Consider the following 22,861-nt stretch of genomic DNA (forward strand, 5'->3'; position numbering starts at 1 on the left):
GTGGTCTTCAGCCACGAGGGTTCCCTCCGGATGGTTGAGAGGTGGTGGAACAGCGGGGACACGAGCCCCAGAACACGACCTCGGCCTCGTCGACGACGAAGCCGTGGTCGACCGAGGCGGTGAGGCACGGCGCGAAGCCGACGACGCAGTCGACGTCGGCGATCTCGCCACAGGACCGGCACACGACGTGGTGATGGTTGTCCCCGACCCGCGCCTCGTAGCGCGCCGCGGAGCCGGTGGGCTCGATGCGCCGCAGCAGACCCGCCCCGGTGAGGGCCCGCAGGACGTCGTAGACGGCCTGGTGGGACACCGCTCCGAGGTCGGCCCGGACGAGACCGATGATCGCGTCCGTGTCGAGATGCGGGTGGTCGTGCACCGCCGACAGCACCGCGAGACGGGGACGCGTCACGCGCAGACCGGCCTCGCGCAGTTGGCGCTCGCGCTCGGTCGTCGTCGGCACGCGGGGCAGTCTGGACCAGTTTCTGGAGTCAATCAAGAATCCGGCGCCATCGGCAGATGACGCACCGGTGACGGCTTCGGGCTGCGTCCTACGACGACGGCGGCCGTGACCCCGTGATGCTGCTGTGGATCCCCGTCGGGCGCCGGGAGGACGAGGTACCCGCGATCACCGTCGAGAAGTCGTAGCCGCTCTCCGCGTGCTCGGCCTCGTCGACGCCCTCGGTCTCGACCTCGGCGTCCACCCGCAGCCCGATCGTCCGCGAGATCACCCAGGCGATGATCCCCGTGACGACGAACGAGTACGCCAGCACCGCGACGACGGCGACGGCCTGGCGCCCGAGCTGGCCGAGCCCGCCGCCGTAGAGCAGCCCGTCGGCGCCGGCCGGGTTGGTCGCGACCGAGGCCAGCAGGCCGATCAGCAGCATCCCGACGAGGCCGCCGATGCCGTGGACCGCAACGACGTCGAGGGAGTCGTCGAACCCGAAGCGGAACTTCAGGCGAACCGCGCAGGCACAGATCGCGCCGGCCGCGAGCCCGATCACCAGCGCCCCGAGCGGCTCCACGTAGGCGCACGCCGGGGTGATCCCGACGAGGCCCGCGACCGCACCCGAGGCCGCCCCGAGCGACGTCGGCTTGCCGTCCCGGATCTGCTCGACGACCAGCCACGACAGCACGGCCGCCGCGCCGGCGGTCATCGTCGACACCAACGCCGTCCCGGCGACCGCGGTCGCACCGAGCGCCGAGCCCGCGTTGAACCCGAACCACCCGAACCACAGCAGCCCGGCGCCGAGGAGCACCGAGGGCAGGTTGTGCGGCCGGACCGGGTCGCGCGGCCAGCCGCGCCGCTTCCCGACGACGAGAGCGAGCGCCAGGGCCGACGCGCCGGAGCTGATCTCGACGGCGGTGCCGCCCGCGAAGTCGAGCGCGTGCAGGCGGTTGGCGATCCAGCCCCCGACCGAGCCGGGCCCGGTGGCCCCGTCGAGCGCGAAGACCCAGTGCGCCTCGGGGATGTAGACCACGGTCGCCCAGACCGCCACGAACAGCACCCAGGGCCAGAAGCGGATCCGCTCGGCGACGGCCCCGGCGAGCAGCGCGACGGTGATGATCGCGAACATCAGTTCGAACATCGCGAAGACGCCGGCCGGGATCGCGGCCGACCCGCTCCCGACGACGGCGGTGTCCAGGTGGCGCATCCCGACGTCGCCGAACCCGCCGATCAGCCCGCCCCACGCGTCGGAGCCGAAGGCGAGCGAGTAGCCGTAGACCACCCAGATCACGCCGACGACGGCGAGGCAGACGAAGCTCGTCATCATCACGTTGAGGACGGCCTTCGTGCGGACCATGCCGCCGTAGAACAGCGCCAGACCCGGGGTCATCAGCATGACCAGCGCCGTACTCGCCAGCACCCACGCGGTACTGCCCGAATCGATCACACCGAGCCCCTCCGAGGGCGGTCACGGACGGCGCAGTGTGACACGGAGATGACACGGACGTCTCCGGAGTGTGACGAGAGCCGGGCCGTTCCGCTGTGCGGTCCGAGGCCGCCGGGATGCTGGTCTCTGCGTGGAAGTCGTGTGACGATCGCCACGACCCGCTGTGAACCGAGTTCATCCGACGTCGCCGTCGGCCCCCGGGAGGATGTCCATGAAGACCAAGGCCGCGGTGGTCTACGAGACCGGCAAGCCGATCGAGATCGTCGAGCTCGACCTCGACGGTCCCCGGGACGGCGAGGTCCTGATCCGCTACACCCACGCGGGTCTGTGCCACTCGGACATCCACATCGCCAACGGCGACCTCGAGGCGCGGCTGCCGATGGTCCTGGGCCACGAGGGCGCCGGGATCATCGAGGAGGTCGGTCCCGGCGTCACGCGGGTCGCGCCGGGCGACCACGTCGTCTGCTCGTTCATCCCGAACTGCGGGGTCTGCCGCTGGTGCGCCACCGGGCAGCAGGCCATCTGCGACATGGGCGCGACGATCCTCGAGGGCTACCTACCGGGCGAGCGCTTCCCCTTCACCGGGCCCGGTCCGGAGAAGAACTACGGCGCCATGTGCATGATCGGCACGTTCAGCCAGTGGGCGACGATCAGCCAGACCTCGGTGATCAAGGTCGACGACGACCTGCCGCTGGAGAAGGCCGTGCTGGTCGGCTGCGGCGTGCCGACCGGGTGGGGCTCCGCGGTCAACGCGGCCGACGTCCAGCCGGGCGAGACGGTGATCGTCTCCGGCGTCGGCGGCATCGGCATCAACGCGGTGCAGGGCGCCCGCTACGCCGGTGCGAAGAACCTCATCGCGGTCGATCCGCTGGAGAACAAGCGCGAGAAGGCCATGGAGCTCGGGGCCACCCACGCCGTCGGGTCCATCGAGGAGGCCGCCGACCTCGCGCGGGCGATGACCAACGGCAACGGCGCCGACAAGGCGGTCGTGACGGCGGGCCTGGTCACCGAGGACATCATCACCGGCGCGTTCGACGCGATCGGCAAGGGCGGCACCGTCGTGCTGACCGGGCTGAACAAGCTCACCGAGCAGAACATCCACATCCCCGGCGCGATCATGACGCTGTTCAAGAAGACGCTGAAGGGCACGCTGTTCGGCGACTGCAACCCGACCACCGACATCCCGAAGATCCTCGGGCTGTACCAGAGCGGGGACATCAAGCTCGACGAGCTGATCACGAGGACGTACACGCTCGAGCAGGTCAACGAGGGCTACCGGGATCTCGAAGAAGGCAAGAACGTCCGCGGCGTCATGATCCACGAGCACTGAGAGCGTGGTCGACACCATCGATGCGGTCGGGCGCGACCGGGAGACCGAACTGCTCCTGGCCGCGCTCGACGGCGGCACCCACATCGTCCTGGAGGGCCCGCCCGGCACCGGCAAGAGCACCCTGCTCCGCGCCGTCGCCCACTCCCGCTCGGTGGGCTTCCACTTCGTCGAGGGCAACGCCGAGCTCACCCCGGCGCGCCTGGTCGGGCACTTCGACCCCGCGCGGGTGCTCGCCGACGGCTACGTCGAGGAGATCTTCGTCGACGGCCCGCTGGTGTCGGCGCTGCGCGAGGGCGGGCTGCTGTACATCGAGGAGCTCAACCGCGTCCCCGAGGAGACGCTCAACGTCCTCATCACGGTGATGAGCGAGGGCGAGCTGCACGTCCCGCGCCTGGGGCGGGTCCCGGCGGAGCCCGGGTTCCGGATGGTCGCGGCGATGAACCCGTACGACGCCGTCGGCACCGCGCGGATCTCCGCGGCGCTGCACGACCGCACCTGCCGGATCGCCATGGGCTACCAGAGCGCGGCCGACGAGGAGACCATCGTCGAGCGGCGGGCCCCGGTGACCCCCGACGGCTGGCGGGGCCGGGCCGTCGAGCTCGTCCGGCGCACGCGGGAGCACGACGACGTCCGGACCGGCTCGTCGGTGCGCGGCGCGATCGACCTCGCCCGGATCGCGGTGTCGCTCGGCGCGGCGCGCGATCGGCCGGTGGACGACTGGCACGTCGGGCTGGATGCGGCGACGGTCTCGCTGTCGGGTCGTATCAAGGTGATCGAGTCGAGCCGGCGCACTCCGGAGCAGGTGGTGCGCGAGCTCTACGAGGCGGTGTTCGGGCCAGAGCCCTCCTCCGACGACGACGGGTCCGGGGACGGTGATGCGTCGGGGGGAGCCAGAGCCCGCCCGGCGCGGGCGGCGCAGGGGTAGACCGGCGGTCGCGGCAGAAAGCACCCCCGACGACGTCGCGCTCGGATCTGTCGCGTCGGCACTCCGACTTCGAGGACGTCTCCCCCGCCGTCGGGCAGCTCGACGTCGAGGCGTTCGACGACGCCATGTCGGCCGACCCCGGACAGGCGCTCGAGATGCTCGTCGACATCACCCGCGCGACCGACGAGACGCTGCGCGAGAAGGCGCGACGGCTCGCCGGGACGATCCTGCTGGAGCGCTCCCGGGTCGGGGCCGCCCAGGCACGCGGGACGTCGCGGCTGCGGCTGCGACCCGCCGACCGCGGCGGGGATCTCGACGTCGACGCGTCGATGGAGGCGCTCGTCGAGGCTCACGGCGCCGGGCTCGTCCCGCACCTGGAGGACCTGCAGGCCGTGGACTGGGCCCAGCCGGGGATCGCGCTGTGCCTGCTCGTGGACACGTCGGGCTCGATGACCGGCGGCCGGCTCGCGGCGGCGGCGCTGACCGCGGCGGCGTGCTCGTGGCGCGCGCCGGAGGAGTTCTCGGTGGTGTCGTTCGAGCGCACGGCGACGGTGCGGCGCGGGCTGCACCAGCCGCAGCCGCCGGAGCTGCTGGTCGATCAGCTGCTCGGGCTGCGGGGGCACGGCGTGACGGGGCTGTCGGCGGCGATGCGCGCGGCGGCGGACCAGCTGGTGGCGGCGCGGTCGTCACGACGGATCACGGTGCTGCTCTCCGACTGCCGCGCCACGGACGACCAGGACCCGGTGGGGCCCGCGTCGGTGCTCGACGAGCTGCTCATCCTCGCCCCGGCCGACGATGCCGACGACGCGTACGCACTGGCGGCCGCGACAGGTGCGCGGGTCGAGACGATGGCCTCCGCGGCCGATGCACCGTCAGCGCTGGGTCGGCTGCTGGACCCGTAGGTGCGCTGGCGCGCTTGTGAGCACAAATTGAGGCTCTGGCGTCAATTACTGCTCACGAGCGCGAAGCGCACCTACGCGGCCTGGGCCCCCACCGAGGCGAGGAAGTCGGCCATCGCGTCGACCGAGCGGAAGTGGTCGACGTCGAAGTCGTCGAGCGGGAGCTGCACGCCGAAGGTCTCCTCGAGCGCGACGATCAGCGTCACCAGCGCCAGCGAGTCGATGAGACCGGCCTCGAGCAGGTCGGTGGACGTGGTGGGCACGTCGATCCCGGCGCGCTCGCTGACCACGTCCGCGACCTGCGCGGACAGCCCGTGGCCGGTGTCGGTCTCCATCACGTGCCTTCCTTCGGTGCGGGCCGGAACCGCTCGCGCAGGGCCGGCCGGTCGATCTTGCCGTTGACGTTCTTGGGGAGGCCGTCGAGGGCTTCCCACCTCGCGGGGAGCATGTACCGCGGGATCAGTGCGGTGACCTGCTTGCGCAGCTCGGCGACCGGGAGCTCGGTGCCCTCGACGACGGAGTAGGCGCAGCAGATCGTGGTGCCCTCGAAGCCGCCGGTGTCCACGCCGACGACGGCGCACTCGCGCACGCCGGGCACCGTGTTCACCGCGGACTCGACCTCACCGAGCTCGATGCGGTAGCCGCGGCTCTTGATCTGGGAGTCGGTGCGGCCGAGGAAGTGCACGACGCCGTCGTCGTCCGCGCGGGCGAGGTCCCCGGTCTTGTAGATGCGCTCGCCGTCCGGTCCGGCGACGAACGCGGCGTCGGTCTTCTCCTGGTCGCGCCAGTAGCCAGGGGAGAGCCCGACGCCCCCGATGTACAGCTCGCCGATCCCGCCCACCGGGGCCGGAACGCCGTCGTCGAGGACCAGCAACGACTCGCCGTCGCACGGCACCCCGATCGGGACCGGGACCGACTCGTCGGCGGGCACCGCGGGCACGTCGTAGTACGACGAGGCGATGGTCGCCTCGGTCGGCCCGTAGAGGTTGGTGAACCGCGCGTGCGGCAGGCGGCGCATCCAGTGCGCGAGCACCGGGGTCGGCAGCACCTCGCCGCACCACAGCAGCCGCTCCAGCGCCGGGAAGTCGTTCTCGGCGACGGCGTCGAACCGCGCGAGGTAGGTCAGCACCGAGGGCACCGAGAACCACTGCGTGAGCTCGTGGTCGCGGATGAAGGCCGCGGTTCGCCGGGCGTCGAGACCCAGCGACGCGGGCACCAGGTGCAGCTGCGCGCCCGCGGCGAGGGTCGCGTAGATGTCGAACGTCGACAGGTCGAAGTGCAGCGGCGGGTGCCCGGAGACACGGTCGGACGCCTTGGTCCCGAAGTGCCGGATCGCCCAGTCCACGAACGCGAGCACGTTCTCGTGGGTGATCATCACGCCCTTGGGCACCCCGGTGGACCCCGAGGTGAAGAGCAGGTGCGCGAGGTCCGGGCTCGACGTCGCCGGCGCCTCGGCCGGCAGCGAGGCCAGGTCGGCCCGGGCGAACGCGGAGGCGAACCGCTCGCCGGACAGCGGCTCGCCCAGCGCGCCGACGGTGAGGTCGAGTCCCTCCCCGGCCAGGCCGTCGACGAGCCCGGTGGCGGTGTCGTCGGCGAGCAGCACCGTCGGCTCCGCGGCCCGGACGATGCGGGCGGCGCGGGCCGCGGGGCTCGCGCTGTCGACCGGGACGTAGGCGCCGCCGGCGCGCAGGACGCCGAGCAGCGCGGCGATCGTCGCGGGGGTCTTCGCGGCGAGCACGCCGACCCGGTCGCCCGGCTTCACGCCGCGGTCGACGAGGGCGTGGGCGAGCCGGTTGCTCGCCGCCTCCAGCTCGCCGTAGGTCATCGTCTCGTCGCCTCCGACGAGCGCCGTCGCCTCGGGGTCACGCTCGACGGACTGCGTGACGAGGTCCTGCAGCCGCTCGGTCACGCGGCGACCCCGGCCCGGCGGAAGACCTCGCCGATGTGCTCGAGCTCCTCGAGCGAGGGCGGGATGTCGAGCACGAACACCCGGGTGCCCTGGGCGAGGTAGTGCGTGATCGCCGCGGCGACGCGGTCGTACGAGCCGACCAGGTACGGGCAGAACGTCTGGTAGTTCTGGAACGGTCCGAGCCAGAACGGGTCGGGCTCGCCGTCGTCGGTGACCTCCTGCGTCTGCGCCGCCGCCGAGAGCTGCTGGTGCCACTGCGAGTCCGACGCCTTCATCGCCATCGAGTGCGCGATCTGGCCCTTGCGGTCGGTCGGGAAGCGCTCCTCGGCGACCTTCCAGGCCTCCGCGGTGTCCTCGCGCGCCACGACGCCGACCCGCACCCCGCCACCGGTCGGCGCGTCGGCGGTCTCCGCGCCGAGCGGCTCCGGGTAGCGGATCGGGACGGCGCCGATGTCGGCCGCGGCGGCGCGCCCGGCCGGCGACGAGCCCGAGATCAGCACCTCGGGCATGAGGTCGGCGGGCAGCGTCGGGGCCAGCTTGAGGTTGTGCACCTGGTGCCAGCGGCCCTCACGGGTGACCGTCTCACCGCGCAGCAGCCCCATGAGGATCTGGCTGTACTCGGTGGTGCGGGCGTAGCGGTCGTCGTGCTCGGTGGGGTCGCCGAGCGCGAGCAGGTCGTTGCGGAAGCCGCCGGCGAGCATGTTCAGGTGCACCGAGCGACCGTGCAGGTAGGCCAGCGAGGACACCATCGACGCCGCGGTGAACGGGTGCATGTACACCGGCTGCACGGCGACGAGCGGGGCGAGCCGCTCGGTCGCGGTGATCACCTGCTGCGACACCAGCCACGGGTCGGCGATGCCGTTGTCGGTGTAGACCAGCATCCCGGTGCACCCGGCCGCCTCGCTCCACCGTGCGGTGTCGGCCACCGCCCGGGCGTACTCGCCGGCCGGGACGTCCTTGGACTGCGGGCAGGTCGAGTAGATCTGGACTGCCGTCACGAGGTAGAGCCCTCCGACCGGGTCGAGCTCTGCTGCGCTGCGTCTCCCTCCACCACGAACCCTTCGATGTAGAGACGGTCCAGCGCGATCCGCGAGAACGTGTCGACCGCGGTGGCCGGATCCATGATCAGCGGCTGGCCCTTGACGTTGAACGAGGTGTTGACGACGCAGCCCGTGCCGGTCCGCTCGCGGACCTGGTCGAGCAGCGTCGCGAACGTCGCGTTCAGCTCCGGGGTGACGGTCTGGATCCGCGCCGAGTCGTCCTCGTGGACGATCCCGGACAGCATCGCCTTCGCCTCGGGGCGCACCGCCGCCGTGCAGAGCATGTACTGGTCCGCGTCGAAGCCGCGGGTGACGAACAGCCGGTCGCGGTCGTCGACGTGCACCGCGGGGGCGAACGGCCGGAACGCCTCGCGGAACTTCACCGCCGAGTTGATGCGGTCCTTGATGTGGTCGCCGTCGGGGCGGGCGAGGATCGAGCGGTTCCCGAGCGCCCGCGGCCCGAACTCCATCCGGCCGTGGAACACCGCGATGATCCGGTCGGCGGCGATGTCCTCCGCCGCGGCGGCCAGGTACTCCTCGCCCGTGCCGACCTCGCGCCAGCGCAGGCCGGGGCGCGCCTCGAGGACCGCCCGGATCTCCTCGCGGGAGTACCGCGGCCCGAGGTAGGGGTCGAACGGCCCGGACACCGTGAACGACTGGCCGTCCTCGGCGGCCGCCGCCCAGGCCGCGCCGGGCGCCGTCCCGTCGTCACCGGAGGCCGGCTGCACGAACATCCGCTCGACGCCGGGCAGGTCGGCGATCGACTGGTTGGACTTGCAGTTGAGGAACGTGCCGCCTGCCAGGCACAACGAGGTCTCGCCGGTCTTCTCCAGCCAGTGCCCGACCAGCGCGACCAGCAGCTCGGTCAGGCACTCCTGCATGGCGGCCGCGAAGTCGGCCTCGTCGCGCTGGATCGACCCGTCGGGGGGCTTCGGGGTGAAGGTCTGCTCCTCGAGCAGCGCCCGCGCGTTCGGGTAGCCGTCCTCGGCGTCGGCGAGCGCGCCGGTCGGCCAGTCGATCACGACCGAGCCACGGTCGGCGTCGAACCGGGTCAGCTTGCGGAAGACCTCGCGGAAGCGCTCCGGGTCGCCGTAGGGCGCGAGGCCCATGACCTTGTACTCGTCGTTGTTGAACTGGAACCCGAGGAATCGCGTCCCGATCGAGTAGAGGATCCCCAACGACGCCGCGATGGGCTGCGAGTGCAGTTTCTCCAGCTCCGAGCGCGGCTCTCCCCCGTCGCTCCGCTCGCCCTGGACGAACCGGTAGATCGACAACGAGTCGACCTCACCCATCCCGTCGGAGACGACGGCGAGCCCGCGGGAGAACCCGCTGGGCACGACCGCCGAGAGCGCGTGCGCCCGGTGGTGCTCGACCGGCCGCAGCCGCTCGGCGAGCACCGGCCAGCCGGCCTCGGTCAGCCCGTCGCGGACGGTCTGCGAGGTCAGGACCTCGTCGAAGTACTCCCGGGAGAGCACGAACGCCCGTTTGTGACGGTCGTAGTCGAATCCGTGGGCGACGACGTCGACGTCCTCGGGCCGCACACCCGCCTCGTCGAGGCAGTAGCGGATCGCATTCCGCGGGAGCGCGCCGGTGCCCTTGTCACCGTCGAACCGCTCCTCGGAGGCGGCCGCGACCAGGGTTCCGTCGACCAGGATCGCCGCCGCGCTGTCCAGACCCTGACAGATCCGCGCGTCCAGCGGATCGATGTCCGGCCGGGTCTCGTGAAGTCGCCGTTGTGAATTCGGGAGACCACTGAGTCCCAGAACGATCATCGATTGCGCCCCTTCAGCCGAATGCCCGTCCCCCTCACTATGACGCGCGAACACGTCCGGGGTTCGCCCGGGGGTGACGAGCGGGATCGGACACCAGGGTATAAACCCCCGGCGGTCCGAACTCAGATGGTGTCGGCCCGTTGGACGGCGCCGGGGAACGAATGACCTAGCACGTGAACGAACGCGCGCTGGTACGCGTCCACCATCGCGGCGTCGGTGTAGAGCGCGAGCGCCCGCTCCCGGCCCACCGCCCCGAGGCGTGCCAGGCCCTCGCGGTCGTCGAGCACCCCGCGCAGCGCCTCGGTCCAGGCCGGCACGCTGACCGGGTCGACGACGACGCCCGCCCGGCCGTGGTCGAGCATCTCCGGCACCGAGCCGCTGGTCGAGGCCATCACCGGCATGCCGCGGGTCATCGCCTCGACCATGACCAGCGGGAACGCCTCGAAGCCGCTCGGCACGCAGAGCACGTCGGTCTCGGCGAACGCGTGGTCCGGGCCCGGCGAGACGCCGCGCCAGTGGACCTGTCCGCGCAGGTAGGCGGGGGTCTGGGCCTCCATCGCGACGCGGTCGGGACCGTCGCCGAAGATGTCGAGGGTCCACTCGTCCGGGCGGGCCAGCGCGTCGAGGGCCCGGATGAGCAGCGTGGTGTTCTTGTACTCCTTGAGCCGGGTGAGCATGCAGAAGCGCACCGGGCCCGTCTTCTCACGTGCGGGCAGCGGCTCGCCCGGGGTCAGCCCGTTCGGCGCGACCATCACGGTGTCGGTGAGCTGCTGGAAGCGGGTCAGGTCGGTGTGGTGCTGCCGGGAGAGCACGAGCAGGGCGTCGGCGGTGCGCAGCGCGCGGGCCTGCAGGTCGCCGTAGGTCGGACGCTCCATCTCGGCGGGGTCGTGCGCGGCCGGGATCCAGTAGCGCCGCTGCCCCGCAGCCCGACCGAGGGCCCGCCACGCCGTCGCGAACCCGATCTCGGTCTTCGTCGCGCCGCCGACGACGATCGCCTCCGGGGTGTCGGCGACGTCCACCACCGGCTGCCACCACGGCTGCATCAGCATGCGCACCCGCGGGTCGAGCTCGGAGATGTACTGGCCGAGGTGCTGCAGGCACACCATCGTCACCGGGTGGCCGCGCTCCACGAGCTGGTTCGCGAGCACCACCCGCTGGCGCTCCGCCCCGCCCGGCTTGAGGCCGTTGGTGACGACGACGACGGCGGGTCGCCCGCCGGCCCGGTCGGCGAGGGCGGTCAGGCGGGCCTGCCGCGGCGCGCGCTTCGAGCGCTGGACGCGCTCGAGCAGGGTCGAGCCGGCCGCGTACAGCGACCCGCGGCCCAGGTTGTGCTCCAGGCCCAGGGCGATCACCTGGGCGGCGCGCAGCAGGTCGTCGCCGCGCACCGAGGCGAGCGGGTCGTCGGACACGGTCCCGCCGCTGGCGTGGCGGACCTGGGGCTCGTCGTCGTCGACCAGCCGCAGCGACCAGCCGGCCTTGCGGGCCGCGGGCTGCCAGGTGGCGTCCTCGCCGTAGACGAAGAACTCCTCGCTGAACGGCCCGAGCGCGTTCCACGCGTCGCGGGAGATGAACAGGCAGCAGCCGGTGAGGTATCCGTCGACCTCGTGCGGCGTCTCGGCGTAGAGGTTGCTCAGCGGGTTGCCGCGCAGGCGCTTGGCGTAGCCGGCCGAGTTGAGCAGGTTCCGCACGACGCCCTGCTCGCGGTGCGCGACGTCCCACGGCTCGTCACGGCCCTCGGGGTCGAGCACCGTCGGGGACACCGCCGCGACACCGGGCTCGGCGAGGGCCGCACGGGCGCGGGTCAGCGGCCCGAGCAGCTCGGCGTCCGGGTTGAGCTGCAGCGCGTCGCAGTCGGGGACCTGCGCCATGAGCTTGTTCATCGCGGCGATGTAGCCGAGGTTGAACTCGGAGAACGTCCACGTGACGTCGGGGCGGGTCTCGGCCAGCTCGCGGACCGCGGGCGAGCCGCTGGAGGCGTTGTCCCACACGTGCACCCGCGCGTCGGGCAGCCACTTCTCGACGCTCGCCAGCGCCCGGTCGAGGAGATCCGCCCGCCGGTACGAGACGATCAGGACCGCCAGCTCACGTGCCGCGCTCGTGCTCACCGGACCGATCGTGGCACGAGCGCCGGGAGCCGCCGTCACCTGGTGTCACTGCCGGGCGCCGTGTGCCACGAGCCACTCGCCGTCGAGGATGCTGCACAGCGACGTCGTGGAGCTCAACAGACCCAGCACGGCGGGGTCGGCCGCGTGCACCAGGGCCCGCGCACCGCGCCGGACGACGACGCCGGGCGCGCCCAGCAGACCCGCCGTCACCGGCGACAACCGTCCCTGGACGGCCGCCGCGCCCTCGTCGTGGGCGGAGCGCACGAGGTGGTCGAGCACCGGCGCGGGGTCGCCGGTGGCGCCGACCTGCACGACCTCGGCCACCCCCGCCGGGGGCAGCAGGTAGAGGAACCACCCGAGCACCCGTCCCGTCGTCCCTCGCACCAGGCGGGCGGTGAGGTGGCCGCGGTCGTTCAACCGGCCCAGCTCGGCGAACACCCAGGTCAGCCAGGCGGGGTCGTAGTCCGGGTGCAGCCGGAGCCGCTTGCCCTGCGCGGCGACCGAGTCGGCGAGCAGCTCCGGGGTGAGGATCTCCGTGCTGCCGGTGGGGTCCGGCGGGGGCGGCGGGCCGAGGCGCCCGAACCGGGCGGCCAGCGCGTCCCACGGTGCACCCGCGAGCCGCGCGCCCCGGCCGAGTGCGGGAGCCCGCCGGCCGGCGAGCGCACCCGCCGTCGCACCCGCCCGCAGGATGCGCCACCACGCCACCGACGACCCGACCATCTCCTGCCCGCCGAGGCCCGCCCAGAGGCCGCGGGAGTCGTCGTTGGCGCGATCGGCGACGGTGAGTTCCTGCGGGCCGGCGAGCAGCTTGCGGTTGAGCAGCACCCCGACCCCGCGCGAGCGCCAGTCCGGGTGCGCGACGAGGTTGCTGCTCACCGCCATCCGCACCGAGCGGCCGTCCAGACGCATCCGCCGGGTGTTGGCGGCGATGAACCCGACGATGCCGCCGTCGGCGTCCTCGTGGACGAGCGAGGGGATCTCCGGGTCGGCCCACGGGTCGTCGACGACCACCCGGGCGAAGTACTCCGCGACCCGCGGGTTCGGCTCGTGCTGCCCCGAGCGCATGACCAGCTCGAACAGTGCGCTGACCTGTGGCAGGTCGGCGCGTTCCAGTGCGCGGATGCCCGTCATCCGGCGGAGGGTAGACCGGTCCCGGATTCTGTCCGTGTGTGCCGGGGCGTCCGGGTGCGGGAGATCGGCGGTACCAGTGGCTGCGGGACGTCTCCCGCTCTTTGGTGATCAGGAGCACTCCACGCACCTGAGCCGGCGCGACAACCTGCCGCCAGTACCCCTCATCGGTGGGTGTGCCGAACAGATATGACCCGCCGGTACTCGCACCGTCGGCCGATGGGCACGGGGCGTGGACGCTCCTACTCTGAGTAGGTGACCCAGCTCGTCGACGACCTGCGCGAGCGGCCGGTGCTCGTGCACGTCGCGCCGGAGCCGGTCCCTACCGGGAGGGGGCGGCCCGGTCTGCTGCGCGGGACGGGCGTCGCGGTGCTCGTCGTCGTGGCCGTCGGTGGCGGGGTGCTGGGCGGTGGCGCGCTCGTCCACGGGCTGCTGGATCTCTCCGGGCCGACCCACGCGGCCGGCCCGCTCTGGTTCGCGCCGCCGCCGTCGTTGCTCGATCTCACCGGGGTCACGCCGGTCCCGGTGGCCGGCGCGCCGATCGTCCCGGTCGACCCGACCCCGCCGGCGAGCGCCGTCGTCGCGGACGGTCGCGGCGGCCCGGGGCCACGGGGCTCCGACGGCGGCGACGGCGGCGGCGGTGCGTCCGGCTCGGGCTCCGGGAACGGCCAGGGCGGGTCGTCCGGTCAGGACTCGTCGGGACAGGGTTCGTCGGGTCAGTCGTACGGGCGGGCTCCGGACGCAGCAGCGGGGGCGACAACGGTGGCGGCGCCGCCAAGAAGAACGGCGACGACGGCGGCAGCGGGCACGGCTCGAGCGGCGGCTCCGGCTCCGGCAGCAACTCCGGATCCGGCAACAGTGGCTCCGGCGGCAGCGGGTCGGGCGGCAGCTCCGGCTCCGGCGGCAGCGGCGGCGGTTCCGGCGGCTCGTCCTACGGCTGACCGAGCACCCGGCAGGACTGAGTGGCGCCGTTCGCTCGTCGGATGACAGCCCTGGGGCCGGACGGAGGCTCACGACCGCGGGAGGACCACCTCGACGCGCGTCCCCTGGCCGGGCGCGGCACGCACCGTCAGCGTCCCGCCCATGTCGGCGATCAGGTCCCCGATCGCGTGCAGCCCGGCATGCCCGTCCCCGGACCGGGCGGCCCGGGCGTGGTCGTCGAACCCGTGCCCGTCGTCGTCGACGACGAGTCGCCAGCGGCCACGCTCGGCGGCCAGGCTCAGGTCGACGTGCTCGGCGCCGCTGTGGCTCACCACGTTGCGCAGCGCCTCCTGGGCCGCCCGGTAGAGCAGGGCGGCCTCGTCGGGCCCGGCACCGCCGACGCCGTCGAGCGAGACCGCGACCCCGATCCCCCGGCGCTGCAGCCCGCCCGCGAGCTCGCGCAGCGCCGGGTCGAGGCCCTCCTCGGTGAGGTCGGGCGGGCAGATGTCGACGAGCAGGGAGCACAGCGCCCCGGCGCTCTCCCGCAGCCGGCTCGCGGCGTCGGCGACGACACCGCGGGCGTCGGGATCGACGGGTCCCTTCATCCGGCTGGCGTCGAGGGCGTAGGTGATGCGGGTGAGCTCTGAGACGACGCCGTCGCGCAACTCCTCCGCGATGCGACGGCGCTCGGCGGTGGAGGCCTCCACGGCGTGGTGCAGCAGGCGGTCGCGCTGTCGCTCGCGGGCCCGCAGCCGGCGGACGAGCATCACCACGAGCGGCACCTGCACCAGCTCGAGCACCACCAGCGCCGCCACCGAGAGCGGCGCGACCGTGCGCCAGGCGTCCCAGCCGGCGTCGGACACCGCGTCGTCACGGAAATCGGTCTCGTAGAGCAGCGGCGTCCCGGAGACCGACCGGATGCCGGTGTAGACCTCCAGCACCTGCCCGAAGGGCGCCTCGGTGGCGTTCTCCGGGCGGCTCGGGTCGCTGATCTCGGTGCCCTGCCCACCGCCGGCGAGAGCGACCCGCTCGCGGTCCTCGAGGTCGAAGGAGCGTCCGACGAGCGCCGGGTCGTCGGAGTAGAGGACCTTCCCGCTCGCGTCCCAGATCATGACGCGGACGAGCGAGCCGGCCAGCACGGAACGGCGCACCGTCGTGTCGAGGGCGGCGAGCGCGGCGGGATCGCCGGCCAGGACGCCGTCGGTGAGCTGCGGCTCGATCGCGCCCTTGGCGGTGACGAACGCGATCTGGGTGACCTGCTGGGTCGCGGCCGCGGTCGCCCGCTCCCGGGCGATCAGCGCGACCGCCAGCGCGAGCCCCACGGTGACCAGCACCCCGGCGGCGATGAACCCCGCGACGAGCCGCACGGCCGAGGTCCGGCCGCGCCGGTCGGACCGGGTGACCCGCGCGCCGACGACCTCCACGGTCGGCGGCGCCGCGGGCTCCTGCAGGTCCCCCGCCGCCATGCGCCGATGTTAGGAGCCCGACGACCCCGCGCCCACTGTTCGCTCCAGGCCGGACCGTCGAGGCGGTCGATCACCCGCGCGGCGAACCGCACCCCGGGCAGAAGTTGCCGTTGCCCATCGGGGTGCCGCAGTGCCGGCACCCCGCGGTGGCCCGCAGCGGACCGCCGCAGTTCCCGCAGTACACGCCGTCGCCGTAGGAGCCGCACCGCCCGCAGCGCCCGGCGATCTCCGGCGCCCGCGGCGGCACGCACTGCACGCAGTAGCCCGCCGCCGGGTTCCAGCACACCTGCTTGCACAGCCACTGCCCGCAGCCCCGGCACTGCACGAACTCGTCAGCGACGTCGTGCGAGGCCTCCTCGAGGCGCTTGTCGTTCGTGGAGCCCCGGGTACTGCTGCGGTTCCAGTTCGCCATCAGGCCGAACTGCTCGATGCGCCCGCCCCACTCCCCGCCCATGAGGCCCCCGGCCAGAGCGGCGATCCGTCCGCCGGTGCCGCTGACCGAGTGCCGGAAGCGGGACCGGAACCCGTTGCCGCAGCGCAGGCAGTGGAACTCGAACTGGTAGCCCTCGTAGGTGCTGACGTCCGAGTGGTTGCTGGTGAAGGGAACGACGGACGTCATCGCGGGCAGGACCTTCCGGCTCAGTGGTGGGGGCCGGACGGATGATCGCGCCGGGGGCGCGGCCGGCGATGCCGTAGCGGCTACTGCATCACCGACCGCGTGCCCACGGTCACGCGCCGCGCTCAGTTCTCGGTGCCCGCCATCCCCGCGTACTCCGGGCCGGCCTGGGCGCGGGTGCCGGGGTCGCTGGACCCGACCCCCTGGATCGCCCGCCACACGGCCTCAGGAGTCAGCGGCATGTCGATGTGCCGCACGCCGAGGTGCGAGACCGCGTCGACGACGGCGTTGTGCACCGCCGGCGTCGAGCCGATCGTCCCGGACTCCCCGATCCCCTTCGCGCCGATCGGGTTGAGGAAGGTCGGCGTCTCGGTGTTCGAGGCCTCGTAGGAGCACAGGTCGGCGGCGCTCGGGATGGTGTACGACGCCAGGTTGCCGGTGGTCGGGTTGCCGTCCTCGTCGAACGTGACCCGCTCGAAGAGCGCCTGCGAGATGCCCTGGGCGATCCCGCCGTGCTGCTGACCGGCGACGAGCAGCGGGTTGAGGATCTTCCCGCAGTCGTCGACGGCGACGTGGCGCTTCGGCATCACCATGCCGGTGTCGAGGTCGACCTCGACGACCGAGATGTGCGACCCGAACGGGAAGCTCGACTGGCCCTGCTTGAAGTCCAGGTCCTCGCGCAGCGCGCGGCCGTTGCCGTCCTCGAGGCCGGTGCCGTCCTCGGAGGCGGCGGCGATCCGGGCCCAGGTCACGGTGTGCCCGGCGACGCCGCGGACCCCGAACCCGTCGTCGGAGTGCTCGATGTCCTCCACCGCCGCCTCGAGCAGGTGGGCGGCGATCTCCCGGGCCCGCGAGACGAGCTCCTGCGAGGCGTTGTGGATCGCGCTGCCGCCGGTCTGCAGCGACCGCGAGCCGAGCGTGCCCGCGCCGCTGCGCACGACCGAGGTGTCGGACTGGACGACCTTGACCTGGGACATCGGCACGCCGAACACCGACGACGCCAGCTGCGCGAACGCGGTCTCGTGACCCTGGCCGTGGGCGCTGGTCCCCGCCATGACGGTGAACGTGCCGTCGGGGTGCGCCTGCGCCGAGCCGTACTCGCCGTCGAGCCCCAGCGGGGCGGTGACCTCGACGTACGAGCCGATGCCGATGCCGAGCGCGACCCGCTCGCCCGCGTCGCGGCGCCGCTTCTGCTCCGCCAGCAGCTCGTCGTACCCGGCGGCGGCCTTGACCGCGTCGAGCGACTTCTCGTGGTCGGCGTTGTCGTACTCGGCGCCGGTCAGCGAGGTCATCGGGTACCGCTCGGGCTGCAGGTAGTTCATGCGCCGCATCTCGAGCGGGTCGACGCCGATCTCGTCGGCGGCCATGTCGATGATGCGCTCGAGCAGCTGGGTCGCCTCGGGGCGTCCGGCGCCGCGGTAGGCGCCGATCGTCGTCGTATTGGTGACGACGGTCTTCCAGGAGAACTCGATCGCCGGGATGTCGTAGACGCCCTGCGCGAGCAGCTGGGTGAGGCTGGGCAGGATCGTGCCGACCGCCGGGTAGGCCCCGCCGTCGCCGATCACCGACGCCCGCAGCCCGACGATCCTGCCGTCGCGCTTCACGCCGAGCTCGACCCACTGGACCTGCGCGCGGCCGTGGACCATCGAGAGCATGTTCTCGGAGCGCGTCTCGTTCCAGCGCACCGGCCGACCGAGCACCAGCGCCGCCTTCGCGGCGATCGTGTACTCCGGGTAGGCGGTGGCCTTGGGGCCGAACCCGCCGCCGACCCGCGGCGCGACGACGCGGACCTGGTCGGCCTCGAGACCGAGGTCGCCGGCGATCGCGTCCCGGGCGCCGTGCGGGGTCTGGGTGGAGAGCCAGAGCGTCAGGCCGCCCTCGGGCGCGCCGGGCTCGATGAGGCAGGCGTTCGGCTCCATCGGCACGCCCGCGAGCTTCTGGTTGTAGAACTTGCCGGTCACGACGACGTCGGCGGTGTCGAAGATCCCGTCGACCTCGCCGGTCCCCGCTCCGGCGACGAGGTTGCTCCCGGTCTCCTCGAACAGCAGCGGGGCGCCGTCGGCGTAGGCCGCCTCGATGTCGGTGACCGCGGGCAGCGGGTCGATGTCGGGGAAGACGGTCTCCGCGGCGTCCAGCGCCTCGCTCGCCGTCTCCCCGATGACGACGGCGACGATGTCACCGACGAAGCGGACCTTGCCCTTCGCCAGGTGCGGGCGGGACATCGCGTCGGGCACGACGCCGGGCAGCCCGGGCCGGTCGGCGACGTCCAGATCGGCGTTGGTGTAGACCGCGACGACGCCCGGCATCCCCTTGGCCTCGTCCACATCGATCTCGCCGAGCGTGCCGTGCGCCATCGGGGAGCGGACGAACACCGCGTGCAGCGAACCCTCGACGGGCAGGTCACCGGTGTAGAGACCGGCCCCGGTGATGAGCTCCTGATCCTCGGTCCGCTTCACCGCGTGACCCAGGATCGAGCCGCCGGTGTGGGTCGTGACGCTCACGCGCGCTCCTCTGTGCCCTCGTCGCGGTCCGGCGCACCGCCCGTGCACGGACCCCTGATATTCGGACACTAGTCATCCGGGTGACAGCGCGCACAGGGTCGTTTCCGCAGGTCAGAAGCGACCTCATCTGCGGGGGGATCGTCGTTAGGGCGCCGCATCTGCGGTGTGCACGAGCAGCGGGACGAGCTGCTCGGCGTCGGAGCGGGAACCGTGCTGCCCGGGCAGGCGCGCCAGGACCGGCTCGCCCTCGGACCGCACGATCGCCGCGTTGCCGCGGGTCGCGGCGACGACGTCGGGCACCCGGGCCCGCACGGCGTCGTCGACCGGGCCGAACCAGCCGTCGCCGGCGGCCTGCTCGCCGGGGAGCACGTCGGCGTCGTCGCCGAGGGTGGCCCGCCAGGCGGCGAGCACGTCGTCGGCGCTGCCGGGGCGGGCGTAGACGAGGCGGGCGCGCGGGTCGCCGCCGACCATCGGCTCGCCGAGGCGCAGGTCGGGGTGGGTGTCGGCGTCGTGGCGGCGGTCGACGGTGACCATCCCGTGGTCCCCGGTGATCGCCAGCAGGGTGCCGGGCGGCAGGTCCTCGGCGAGCAGCGCGACGAGGTGGTCGATCTGGCGCAACTGCCGGCGCCAGGCCAGGGAGCCGGGGCCGCGCAGATGACCGAGCTGGTCGAGATCGGCGTGGTAGGCGTAGACCAGCCCGGGCTCGGCGAGGGCCGTGAGCGTCTCGGCGGCGAGGTCTCCGAGGGCGCCGACACCGCGGTAGGTCGCGCCGCGCAGCGCCGAGCGGGTCAGGCCGGACTCGCGGTAGGCGCGGTCGGAGATGACGGTGCTGCGGACGCCGTGGGCCTTCGCTCGTTCGAACAGGGTGGGTCTCGGCTGGACGGCCTCGGGGGCGAGGCGCTCGCGGAGGTCGATCTTCCCCTCGGTCCAGGTCAGCGCGTCGAGCAGGGTGTCCTCGACCCGGAAGCGGACGCCGAGGGTGCCGTGCGCGCCGGGCGGCAGTCCGGTGCCGAGGCTCGTGACGCTGATGGGGGTGCTCGTCGGGAAGCCCACGGTCAACGGTCCGGCGTCGGCCATCGCGGCGAGGAACGGCGCGTCGGCGGCGTGCTCGGTGAGCAGCTCCCGCCCGAGGCCGTCGACGAGGAACAGGACGGCGGAGCGAGCCGGGGGCAGGCTGATCGCGGGCGGCCCGTCGAGCTCGGTTCCCAGCGAGGCGAGCAGGGCGGGCAGCGCCCCGGCGAGGGCGGGGCCGTCGGCGGAGGTCACGCGCCCACCCTGCCGGGCGCGGGGCGGGCCCGGCATCCCGGTGGCCCGGCTGGTTGCCGCGGCCGCCGATCGCCGGGCCGAGATCGCCGGGCCGAGGGAGCCTGCCCGTCGAACGGATCTCCGATCACCCGCGCATCGACTCCCTGATCACCTGCGTCCGCTGTCGTCACCCGGGCCCGAAACGGGTGACGGGCGACCGGGGCGTGGCTAGAGCGAGAGCAGGCGGTCGAAGAACTCCCGGTAGCGGCGCAACGCCTGACGCAGTTCCTCGGTGCCAGGCTCAGCGTTCCCGCCCCACTCCGCCTCGAGCTCCGAGCGCTGGTCGCGAAAGACGCGGCTGACCTCGTCGAGGACCTCGCCGACCAGCTGGTCAGCCTCGGTCACCGACTGGCGCGGTTCGTCGACGAAGCCCGCCTGGACCTCCTGCCAGCGGCTGCGGAGCCGCTCCGAGGCGGACGGGTCAAGGACGCGGACACGCTCGGCGTCGGAGGCGTCGTGGTCGTGCTGCCCGGCCCGCTCGCCGTGCTGACGGGTGTAGCGGCCGGGCTCCTCGTCGCGCCCTCCCTCGTCGCGGCGGTCGTCGTCGCCGCGGCGATCGTCGCGCCGGTCGTCGTGCGTGGTGTCGGTGGTCTCGGTGCTCACCGTCGGCTCCCGTCGTGGTCGCGTGCCCCGTCCGCCGACGATCCGCCGGCTTCCCGCTCCTCGTGCGCGTCGCCGCGGTCGTGGCGCCCGCCGTCGTCGCGACGCGCATCGTCATCGCGGCGTTCGTCGTCGCGGCGCCTGCCGTCGTCGTCGCGGCGCCCGCCGTCGTCGTGGGGACGGCTCTCGCCGGCCCGGTGTCGGCCGTCCTCCCCCGAGCCGCCGCCGTGCCCGTCGTCGTGGGGGCTCTCGTCGATCAGCGCATCGACCAGACTGCGGTAGGAGGTCACGGCCTCGCGGAGGTCCTCGGTGCCGGCGCGGCTCTCGCGGTGGGCGTCGTGCACCCGACGGGCCTCGCGGTAGTGCTCGACGACCCGCGGGTGCTCGACAGAGATGTCGGCAGCGCGCTGGTCGAAGTCGTCCACGGGATAGCCGCGCTCGCGCATGATCGTCGTGACCAGCGAGTCGGCCTTCTCGACGGCCCCGCCCGGGTCGTCGACGAACTCACCCTGGATGCGCATCCAGTCGCCCCGGAAGCGCTCAGCGGTCTGCGGGTCGAGCGGGAGCAGTTCGAGCTGGTCGTGGCGCTTGCGGCGCTCGGCGAGCTCCTTCTCGGCCTCGCCCTTCGAGTCCGCCTGCTCGACCGCGCGGTCGTACTCCGGCCCGAACTGCTCCTGCAGCTGCTCCGACCGCTTCCGGCGCGCCAGGGCGAGCCCGCCGCCGGCGAGCGCGAGCACGACGACCACCACGATGACGACAATGACCAGGGTCATGACGGTTCCGCCGTCCGACGTGAATTCATGACTCAGAGCGTCGACCCGCATACGGCCGGTATCAATCGACCACGGAGCGGCATGTGCGCTGGGTCACATGGTGGCGGGCCGATTGCGGCAAACGTGGTTTCGCCGAACGGCGGCCCGATCAGGGTCCGGCCCGGCTGGTGTAGGTGTGGCCGGTCGGGGTGGTGGTTCGCACCGTGTGCGGCTGCTCGCCTCGACCGTCATGGATCACGTCGGTCTGCCAGCCGGGCATCTCCTTGACGTAGTTCCCGCGGGCACACACCCCACGACCGTTCGCGAGGCTCGTCGGGCCGTCAGCGCGGCGGGGCCGGATGTGATCCCGGTGCCGGATCGGGGCGTCGCAGTAGGGATCGCGGCAGCGGCCGCCGTCCCGCAGATCGATCAGCCGGGCGATGACCCCCTCGAAACGCTGCCTGCCCTGATCACACCCAACTAGCGTGCCGTGAACGGGGTGGGCGAACAACCGCCGCCACCACAGCCCGCCCTCGCCGCCGGCCAACACATCCCCCACGATCCCGCCGGGCAGTGGCCCGTACCCGGCGCGCCCCCTCACAACGTGACCCGAAACGGACATCCTCAGCCCCGCTCGGCCCGCAGGATCGACGCGGCCCCCGCCATCGCGGCCATCTTCCCCGCCGCGGACTCGAGCGGGAGATACTTCATCCCGCAGTCGGTGGCGATGACGATCTGCTCGACGGGCAACCGGTCGTACGCTCGACGGACACGCCCCGCCACGGTCTCCGCCGTCTCCACCTCCGCCGTCGAGAGGTCGATGACGCCGAGGATGATCGTCTTGTCGGTGAGGTCGGCGAGCACGCCGAGGTCGAGCCCGGACTGCGCGGTCTCGATCGAGATCTGGTCGACCGGGCACCCGGCGAGCTCGGGCAGGAACGAGTAGCCCTCGGGGCGCTCGTGGATGATCGCGGCGTACCCGAAGCACAGGTGCACGGCGGTCGTGCCGGTGACGCCGTCGAGGGCCGCGTTCAGGGCGGCGAGGCCGTACTGCCGGGCCGCGTCGGGCCGGGCCTGCAGGTACGGCTCGTCGATCTGCACGATGTCCGCGCCGGCCGCGTGCAGGTCCTTGACCTCGGCGTTCACGACCGCCGCGTAGGCCATCGCCGCCGCCTCGGCGTCGGGATAGTGGTCGTTCTGCGCCTGCTGGGACATCGTGAACGGCCCGGGCACGGTCATCTTGACGACGTGGTCGGTGGCGGCCCGCAGGAACTCGAGGTCCCGCACCTGGATCGGCTCCGGACGACCGATCGGCCCGACGATGCGCGGGACCGGATTCGGGTGCCCCGAGCGGTCGAGCGCGGTGCCCGGGTTGTCGACGTCGACGCCGTCGAGGGCAGTCGCGAAGTGATTCGAGTAGCTCTCGCGGCGCATCTCGCCGTCGGTGAGGACGTCGAGCCCGGCGTGCTCCTGCGCACGGATCGCGAGCAGCGTCGCGTCGTCCTGGGCCTGCTGGAGGTGCTCCGGCGCGGGGCGCCACAGCTCCTTGGCGCGCACCCGCGGCGGGAACCGGCCGGCGAGGTTGGCGCGGTCGATCAGCCAGTCGGGCTGCGCGTAGCTCCCGACGAGGCTCGTGGGCAGCAGCATGGGAGACCTCCGGTCCCATGTGAACGAATTTGGTCGTCCAGGCGACCACAATC

20 protein-coding genes are annotated in these 22,861 nt (G+C 73.0%); 4 read left to right on the forward strand and 16 right to left on the reverse strand.

The genetic code is table 11. The annotated features are described in order from the left end of the window. Nucleotides 1-7: 7 nt before the first annotated feature. Both LQ327_RS01780 and LQ327_RS01785 read right to left on the reverse strand, forming a co-directional pair. Entirely contained in the window at nucleotides 8-460 is a 453-nt protein-coding gene (locus LQ327_RS01780; protein ID WP_230729812.1) for a Fur family transcriptional regulator, read from the reverse strand. An 88-nt stretch (nucleotides 461-548) separates the two neighbouring features. Beyond that, on the reverse strand, nucleotides 549-1,892 hold the full coding sequence (locus LQ327_RS01785; protein WP_230729813.1) for an ammonium transporter: 1,344 nt from the start codon (nucleotides 1,890-1,892) through the stop codon (nucleotides 549-551). 211 nt (nucleotides 1,893-2,103) lie between these two features. Between LQ327_RS01785 and LQ327_RS01790 the strand changes: the two genes are divergently transcribed. From LQ327_RS01790 to LQ327_RS01800, 3 genes are all read left to right on the forward strand, one after another. Continuing rightward, complete coding sequence (locus tag LQ327_RS01790) at nucleotides 2,104-3,222, forward strand: NDMA-dependent alcohol dehydrogenase (protein WP_230729814.1); 1,119 nt, start codon at nucleotides 2,104-2,106, stop codon at nucleotides 3,220-3,222. A 4-nt stretch (nucleotides 3,223-3,226) separates the two neighbouring features. Continuing rightward, complete coding sequence (locus LQ327_RS01795; protein ID WP_230729815.1) at nucleotides 3,227-4,147, forward strand: AAA family ATPase; 921 nt, start codon at nucleotides 3,227-3,229, stop codon at nucleotides 4,145-4,147. 125 nt (nucleotides 4,148-4,272) lie between these two features. After that, nucleotides 4,273-5,049 carry a vWA domain-containing protein gene (locus LQ327_RS01800; RefSeq protein WP_230729816.1) on the forward strand — a complete coding sequence of 259 codons (777 nt, stop codon included), beginning with the start codon at nucleotides 4,273-4,275 and terminating at the stop codon, nucleotides 5,047-5,049. A 71-nt stretch (nucleotides 5,050-5,120) separates the two neighbouring features. Here the strand turns inward: LQ327_RS01800 and LQ327_RS01805 are convergent, their stop codons facing one another. The 6 genes from LQ327_RS01805 to LQ327_RS01830 form a co-directional block, all read right to left on the reverse strand. Next, the gene (locus LQ327_RS01805; RefSeq protein ID WP_230732910.1) at nucleotides 5,121-5,381 is read right to left on the reverse strand and encodes an acyl carrier protein; all 261 of its coding nucleotides are present in this window, start codon (nucleotides 5,379-5,381) and stop codon (nucleotides 5,121-5,123) included. Beyond that, a complete protein-coding gene (locus LQ327_RS01810) occupies nucleotides 5,381-6,955 on the reverse strand; it encodes an amino acid adenylation domain-containing protein (RefSeq protein ID WP_230729817.1) in 1,575 nt (524 codons plus the stop codon). Before LQ327_RS01810 ends, LQ327_RS01805 begins: the two co-directional genes overlap by 1 nt. Further along, complete coding sequence (locus LQ327_RS01815) at nucleotides 6,952-7,953, reverse strand: LLM class flavin-dependent oxidoreductase (protein WP_230729818.1); 1,002 nt, start codon at nucleotides 7,951-7,953, stop codon at nucleotides 6,952-6,954. The genes LQ327_RS01810 and LQ327_RS01815 overlap by 4 nt, the downstream gene beginning before the upstream one ends. Then, nucleotides 7,950-9,767 (reverse strand): carbamoyltransferase family protein, encoded by a 1,818-nt coding sequence (locus LQ327_RS01820; RefSeq protein WP_230729819.1) that lies wholly within the window; start codon nucleotides 9,765-9,767, stop codon nucleotides 7,950-7,952. Before LQ327_RS01820 ends, LQ327_RS01815 begins: the two co-directional genes overlap by 4 nt. Before the next feature lie 122 nt (nucleotides 9,768-9,889). After that, complete coding sequence (locus LQ327_RS01825; protein ID WP_230729820.1) at nucleotides 9,890-11,872, reverse strand: glycosyltransferase; 1,983 nt, start codon at nucleotides 11,870-11,872, stop codon at nucleotides 9,890-9,892. A gap of 45 nt (nucleotides 11,873-11,917) precedes the next feature. Further along, the gene (locus LQ327_RS01830; protein ID WP_230729821.1) at nucleotides 11,918-13,003 is read right to left on the reverse strand and encodes a GNAT family protein; all 1,086 of its coding nucleotides are present in this window, start codon (nucleotides 13,001-13,003) and stop codon (nucleotides 11,918-11,920) included. Between the two features lie 252 nt (nucleotides 13,004-13,255). On the opposite strand from LQ327_RS01830, the gene LQ327_RS01835 reads away from it, so the two are divergent. Further along, on the forward strand, nucleotides 13,256-13,987 hold the full coding sequence (locus LQ327_RS01835; RefSeq protein ID WP_230729822.1) for a hypothetical protein: 732 nt from the start codon (nucleotides 13,256-13,258) through the stop codon (nucleotides 13,985-13,987). Nucleotides 13,988-14,010: 23 nt separating this feature from the next. Here LQ327_RS01835 and LQ327_RS01840 read toward each other — a convergent pair whose 3' ends face one another. The 8 genes from LQ327_RS01840 to LQ327_RS01875 form a co-directional block, all read right to left on the reverse strand. Beyond that, a complete protein-coding gene (locus LQ327_RS01840) occupies nucleotides 14,011-15,387 on the reverse strand; it encodes a sensor histidine kinase (protein ID WP_230729823.1) in 1,377 nt (458 codons plus the stop codon). 70 nt (nucleotides 15,388-15,457) lie between these two features. After that, nucleotides 15,458-16,006 (reverse strand): hypothetical protein, encoded by a 549-nt coding sequence (locus LQ327_RS01845; RefSeq protein WP_230729824.1) that lies wholly within the window; start codon nucleotides 16,004-16,006, stop codon nucleotides 15,458-15,460. 122 nt (nucleotides 16,007-16,128) lie between these two features. Beyond that, nucleotides 16,129-18,504, reverse strand: a complete 2,376-nt coding sequence (locus LQ327_RS01850) for a xanthine dehydrogenase family protein molybdopterin-binding subunit (protein ID WP_230729825.1) — start codon at nucleotides 18,502-18,504, stop codon at nucleotides 16,129-16,131. A 144-nt stretch (nucleotides 18,505-18,648) separates the two neighbouring features. Beyond that, on the reverse strand, nucleotides 18,649-19,770 hold the full coding sequence (locus LQ327_RS01855) for an alkaline phosphatase family protein (protein ID WP_230729826.1): 1,122 nt from the start codon (nucleotides 19,768-19,770) through the stop codon (nucleotides 18,649-18,651). Between the two features lie 207 nt (nucleotides 19,771-19,977). Then, nucleotides 19,978-20,412 (reverse strand): hypothetical protein, encoded by a 435-nt coding sequence (locus LQ327_RS01860; protein ID WP_230729827.1) that lies wholly within the window; start codon nucleotides 20,410-20,412, stop codon nucleotides 19,978-19,980. Then, complete coding sequence (locus LQ327_RS01865; protein ID WP_230729828.1) at nucleotides 20,409-21,182, reverse strand: hypothetical protein; 774 nt, start codon at nucleotides 21,180-21,182, stop codon at nucleotides 20,409-20,411. Before LQ327_RS01865 ends, LQ327_RS01860 begins: the two co-directional genes overlap by 4 nt. Nucleotides 21,183-21,330: 148 nt before the next feature. Next, the gene (locus tag LQ327_RS01870; RefSeq protein ID WP_230729829.1) at nucleotides 21,331-21,711 is read right to left on the reverse strand and encodes a hypothetical protein; all 381 of its coding nucleotides are present in this window, start codon (nucleotides 21,709-21,711) and stop codon (nucleotides 21,331-21,333) included. A gap of 74 nt (nucleotides 21,712-21,785) precedes the next feature. Beyond that, nucleotides 21,786-22,808: a 5-methyltetrahydropteroyltriglutamate--homocysteine methyltransferase gene (locus LQ327_RS01875; protein WP_230729830.1), complete on the reverse strand. Its 1,023-nt coding sequence runs from the start codon at nucleotides 22,806-22,808 to the stop codon at nucleotides 21,786-21,788. Nucleotides 22,809-22,861: the final 53 nt, after the last annotated feature.

It is taken from the genome of Actinomycetospora endophytica (assembly GCF_021026375.1).
GTDB lineage: Bacteria > Actinomycetota > Actinomycetes > Mycobacteriales > Pseudonocardiaceae > Actinomycetospora > Actinomycetospora endophytica.

Excerpts from the sequence above, each read along its gene's own strand:
- LQ327_RS01790 (WP_230729814.1), top strand. The coding sequence starts at position 2,104 with ATGAAGACCAAGGCCGCGGTGGTCTACGAGACCGGCAAGCCGATCGAG.
- LQ327_RS01800 (WP_230729816.1), top strand. The coding sequence starts at position 4,273 with ATGTCGGCCGACCCCGGACAGGCGCTCGAGATGCTCGTCGACATCACC.
- LQ327_RS01805 (WP_230732910.1), bottom strand. The coding sequence starts at position 5,381 with ATGGAGACCGACACCGGCCACGGGCTGTCCGCGCAGGTCGCGGACGTG.
- LQ327_RS01820 (WP_230729819.1), bottom strand. The coding sequence starts at position 9,767 with ATGATCGTTCTGGGACTCAGTGGTCTCCCGAATTCACAACGGCGACTT.
- LQ327_RS01830 (WP_230729821.1), bottom strand. The coding sequence starts at position 13,003 with ATGACGGGCATCCGCGCACTGGAACGCGCCGACCTGCCACAGGTCAGC.
- LQ327_RS01840 (WP_230729823.1), bottom strand. The coding sequence starts at position 15,387 with ATGGCGGCGGGGGACCTGCAGGAGCCCGCGGCGCCGCCGACCGTGGAG.
- LQ327_RS01845 (WP_230729824.1), bottom strand. The coding sequence starts at position 16,006 with ATGACGTCCGTCGTTCCCTTCACCAGCAACCACTCGGACGTCAGCACC.
- LQ327_RS01865 (WP_230729828.1), bottom strand. The coding sequence starts at position 21,182 with ATGACCCTGGTCATTGTCGTCATCGTGGTGGTCGTCGTGCTCGCGCTC.
- LQ327_RS01875 (WP_230729830.1), bottom strand. The coding sequence starts at position 22,808 with ATGCTGCTGCCCACGAGCCTCGTCGGGAGCTACGCGCAGCCCGACTGG.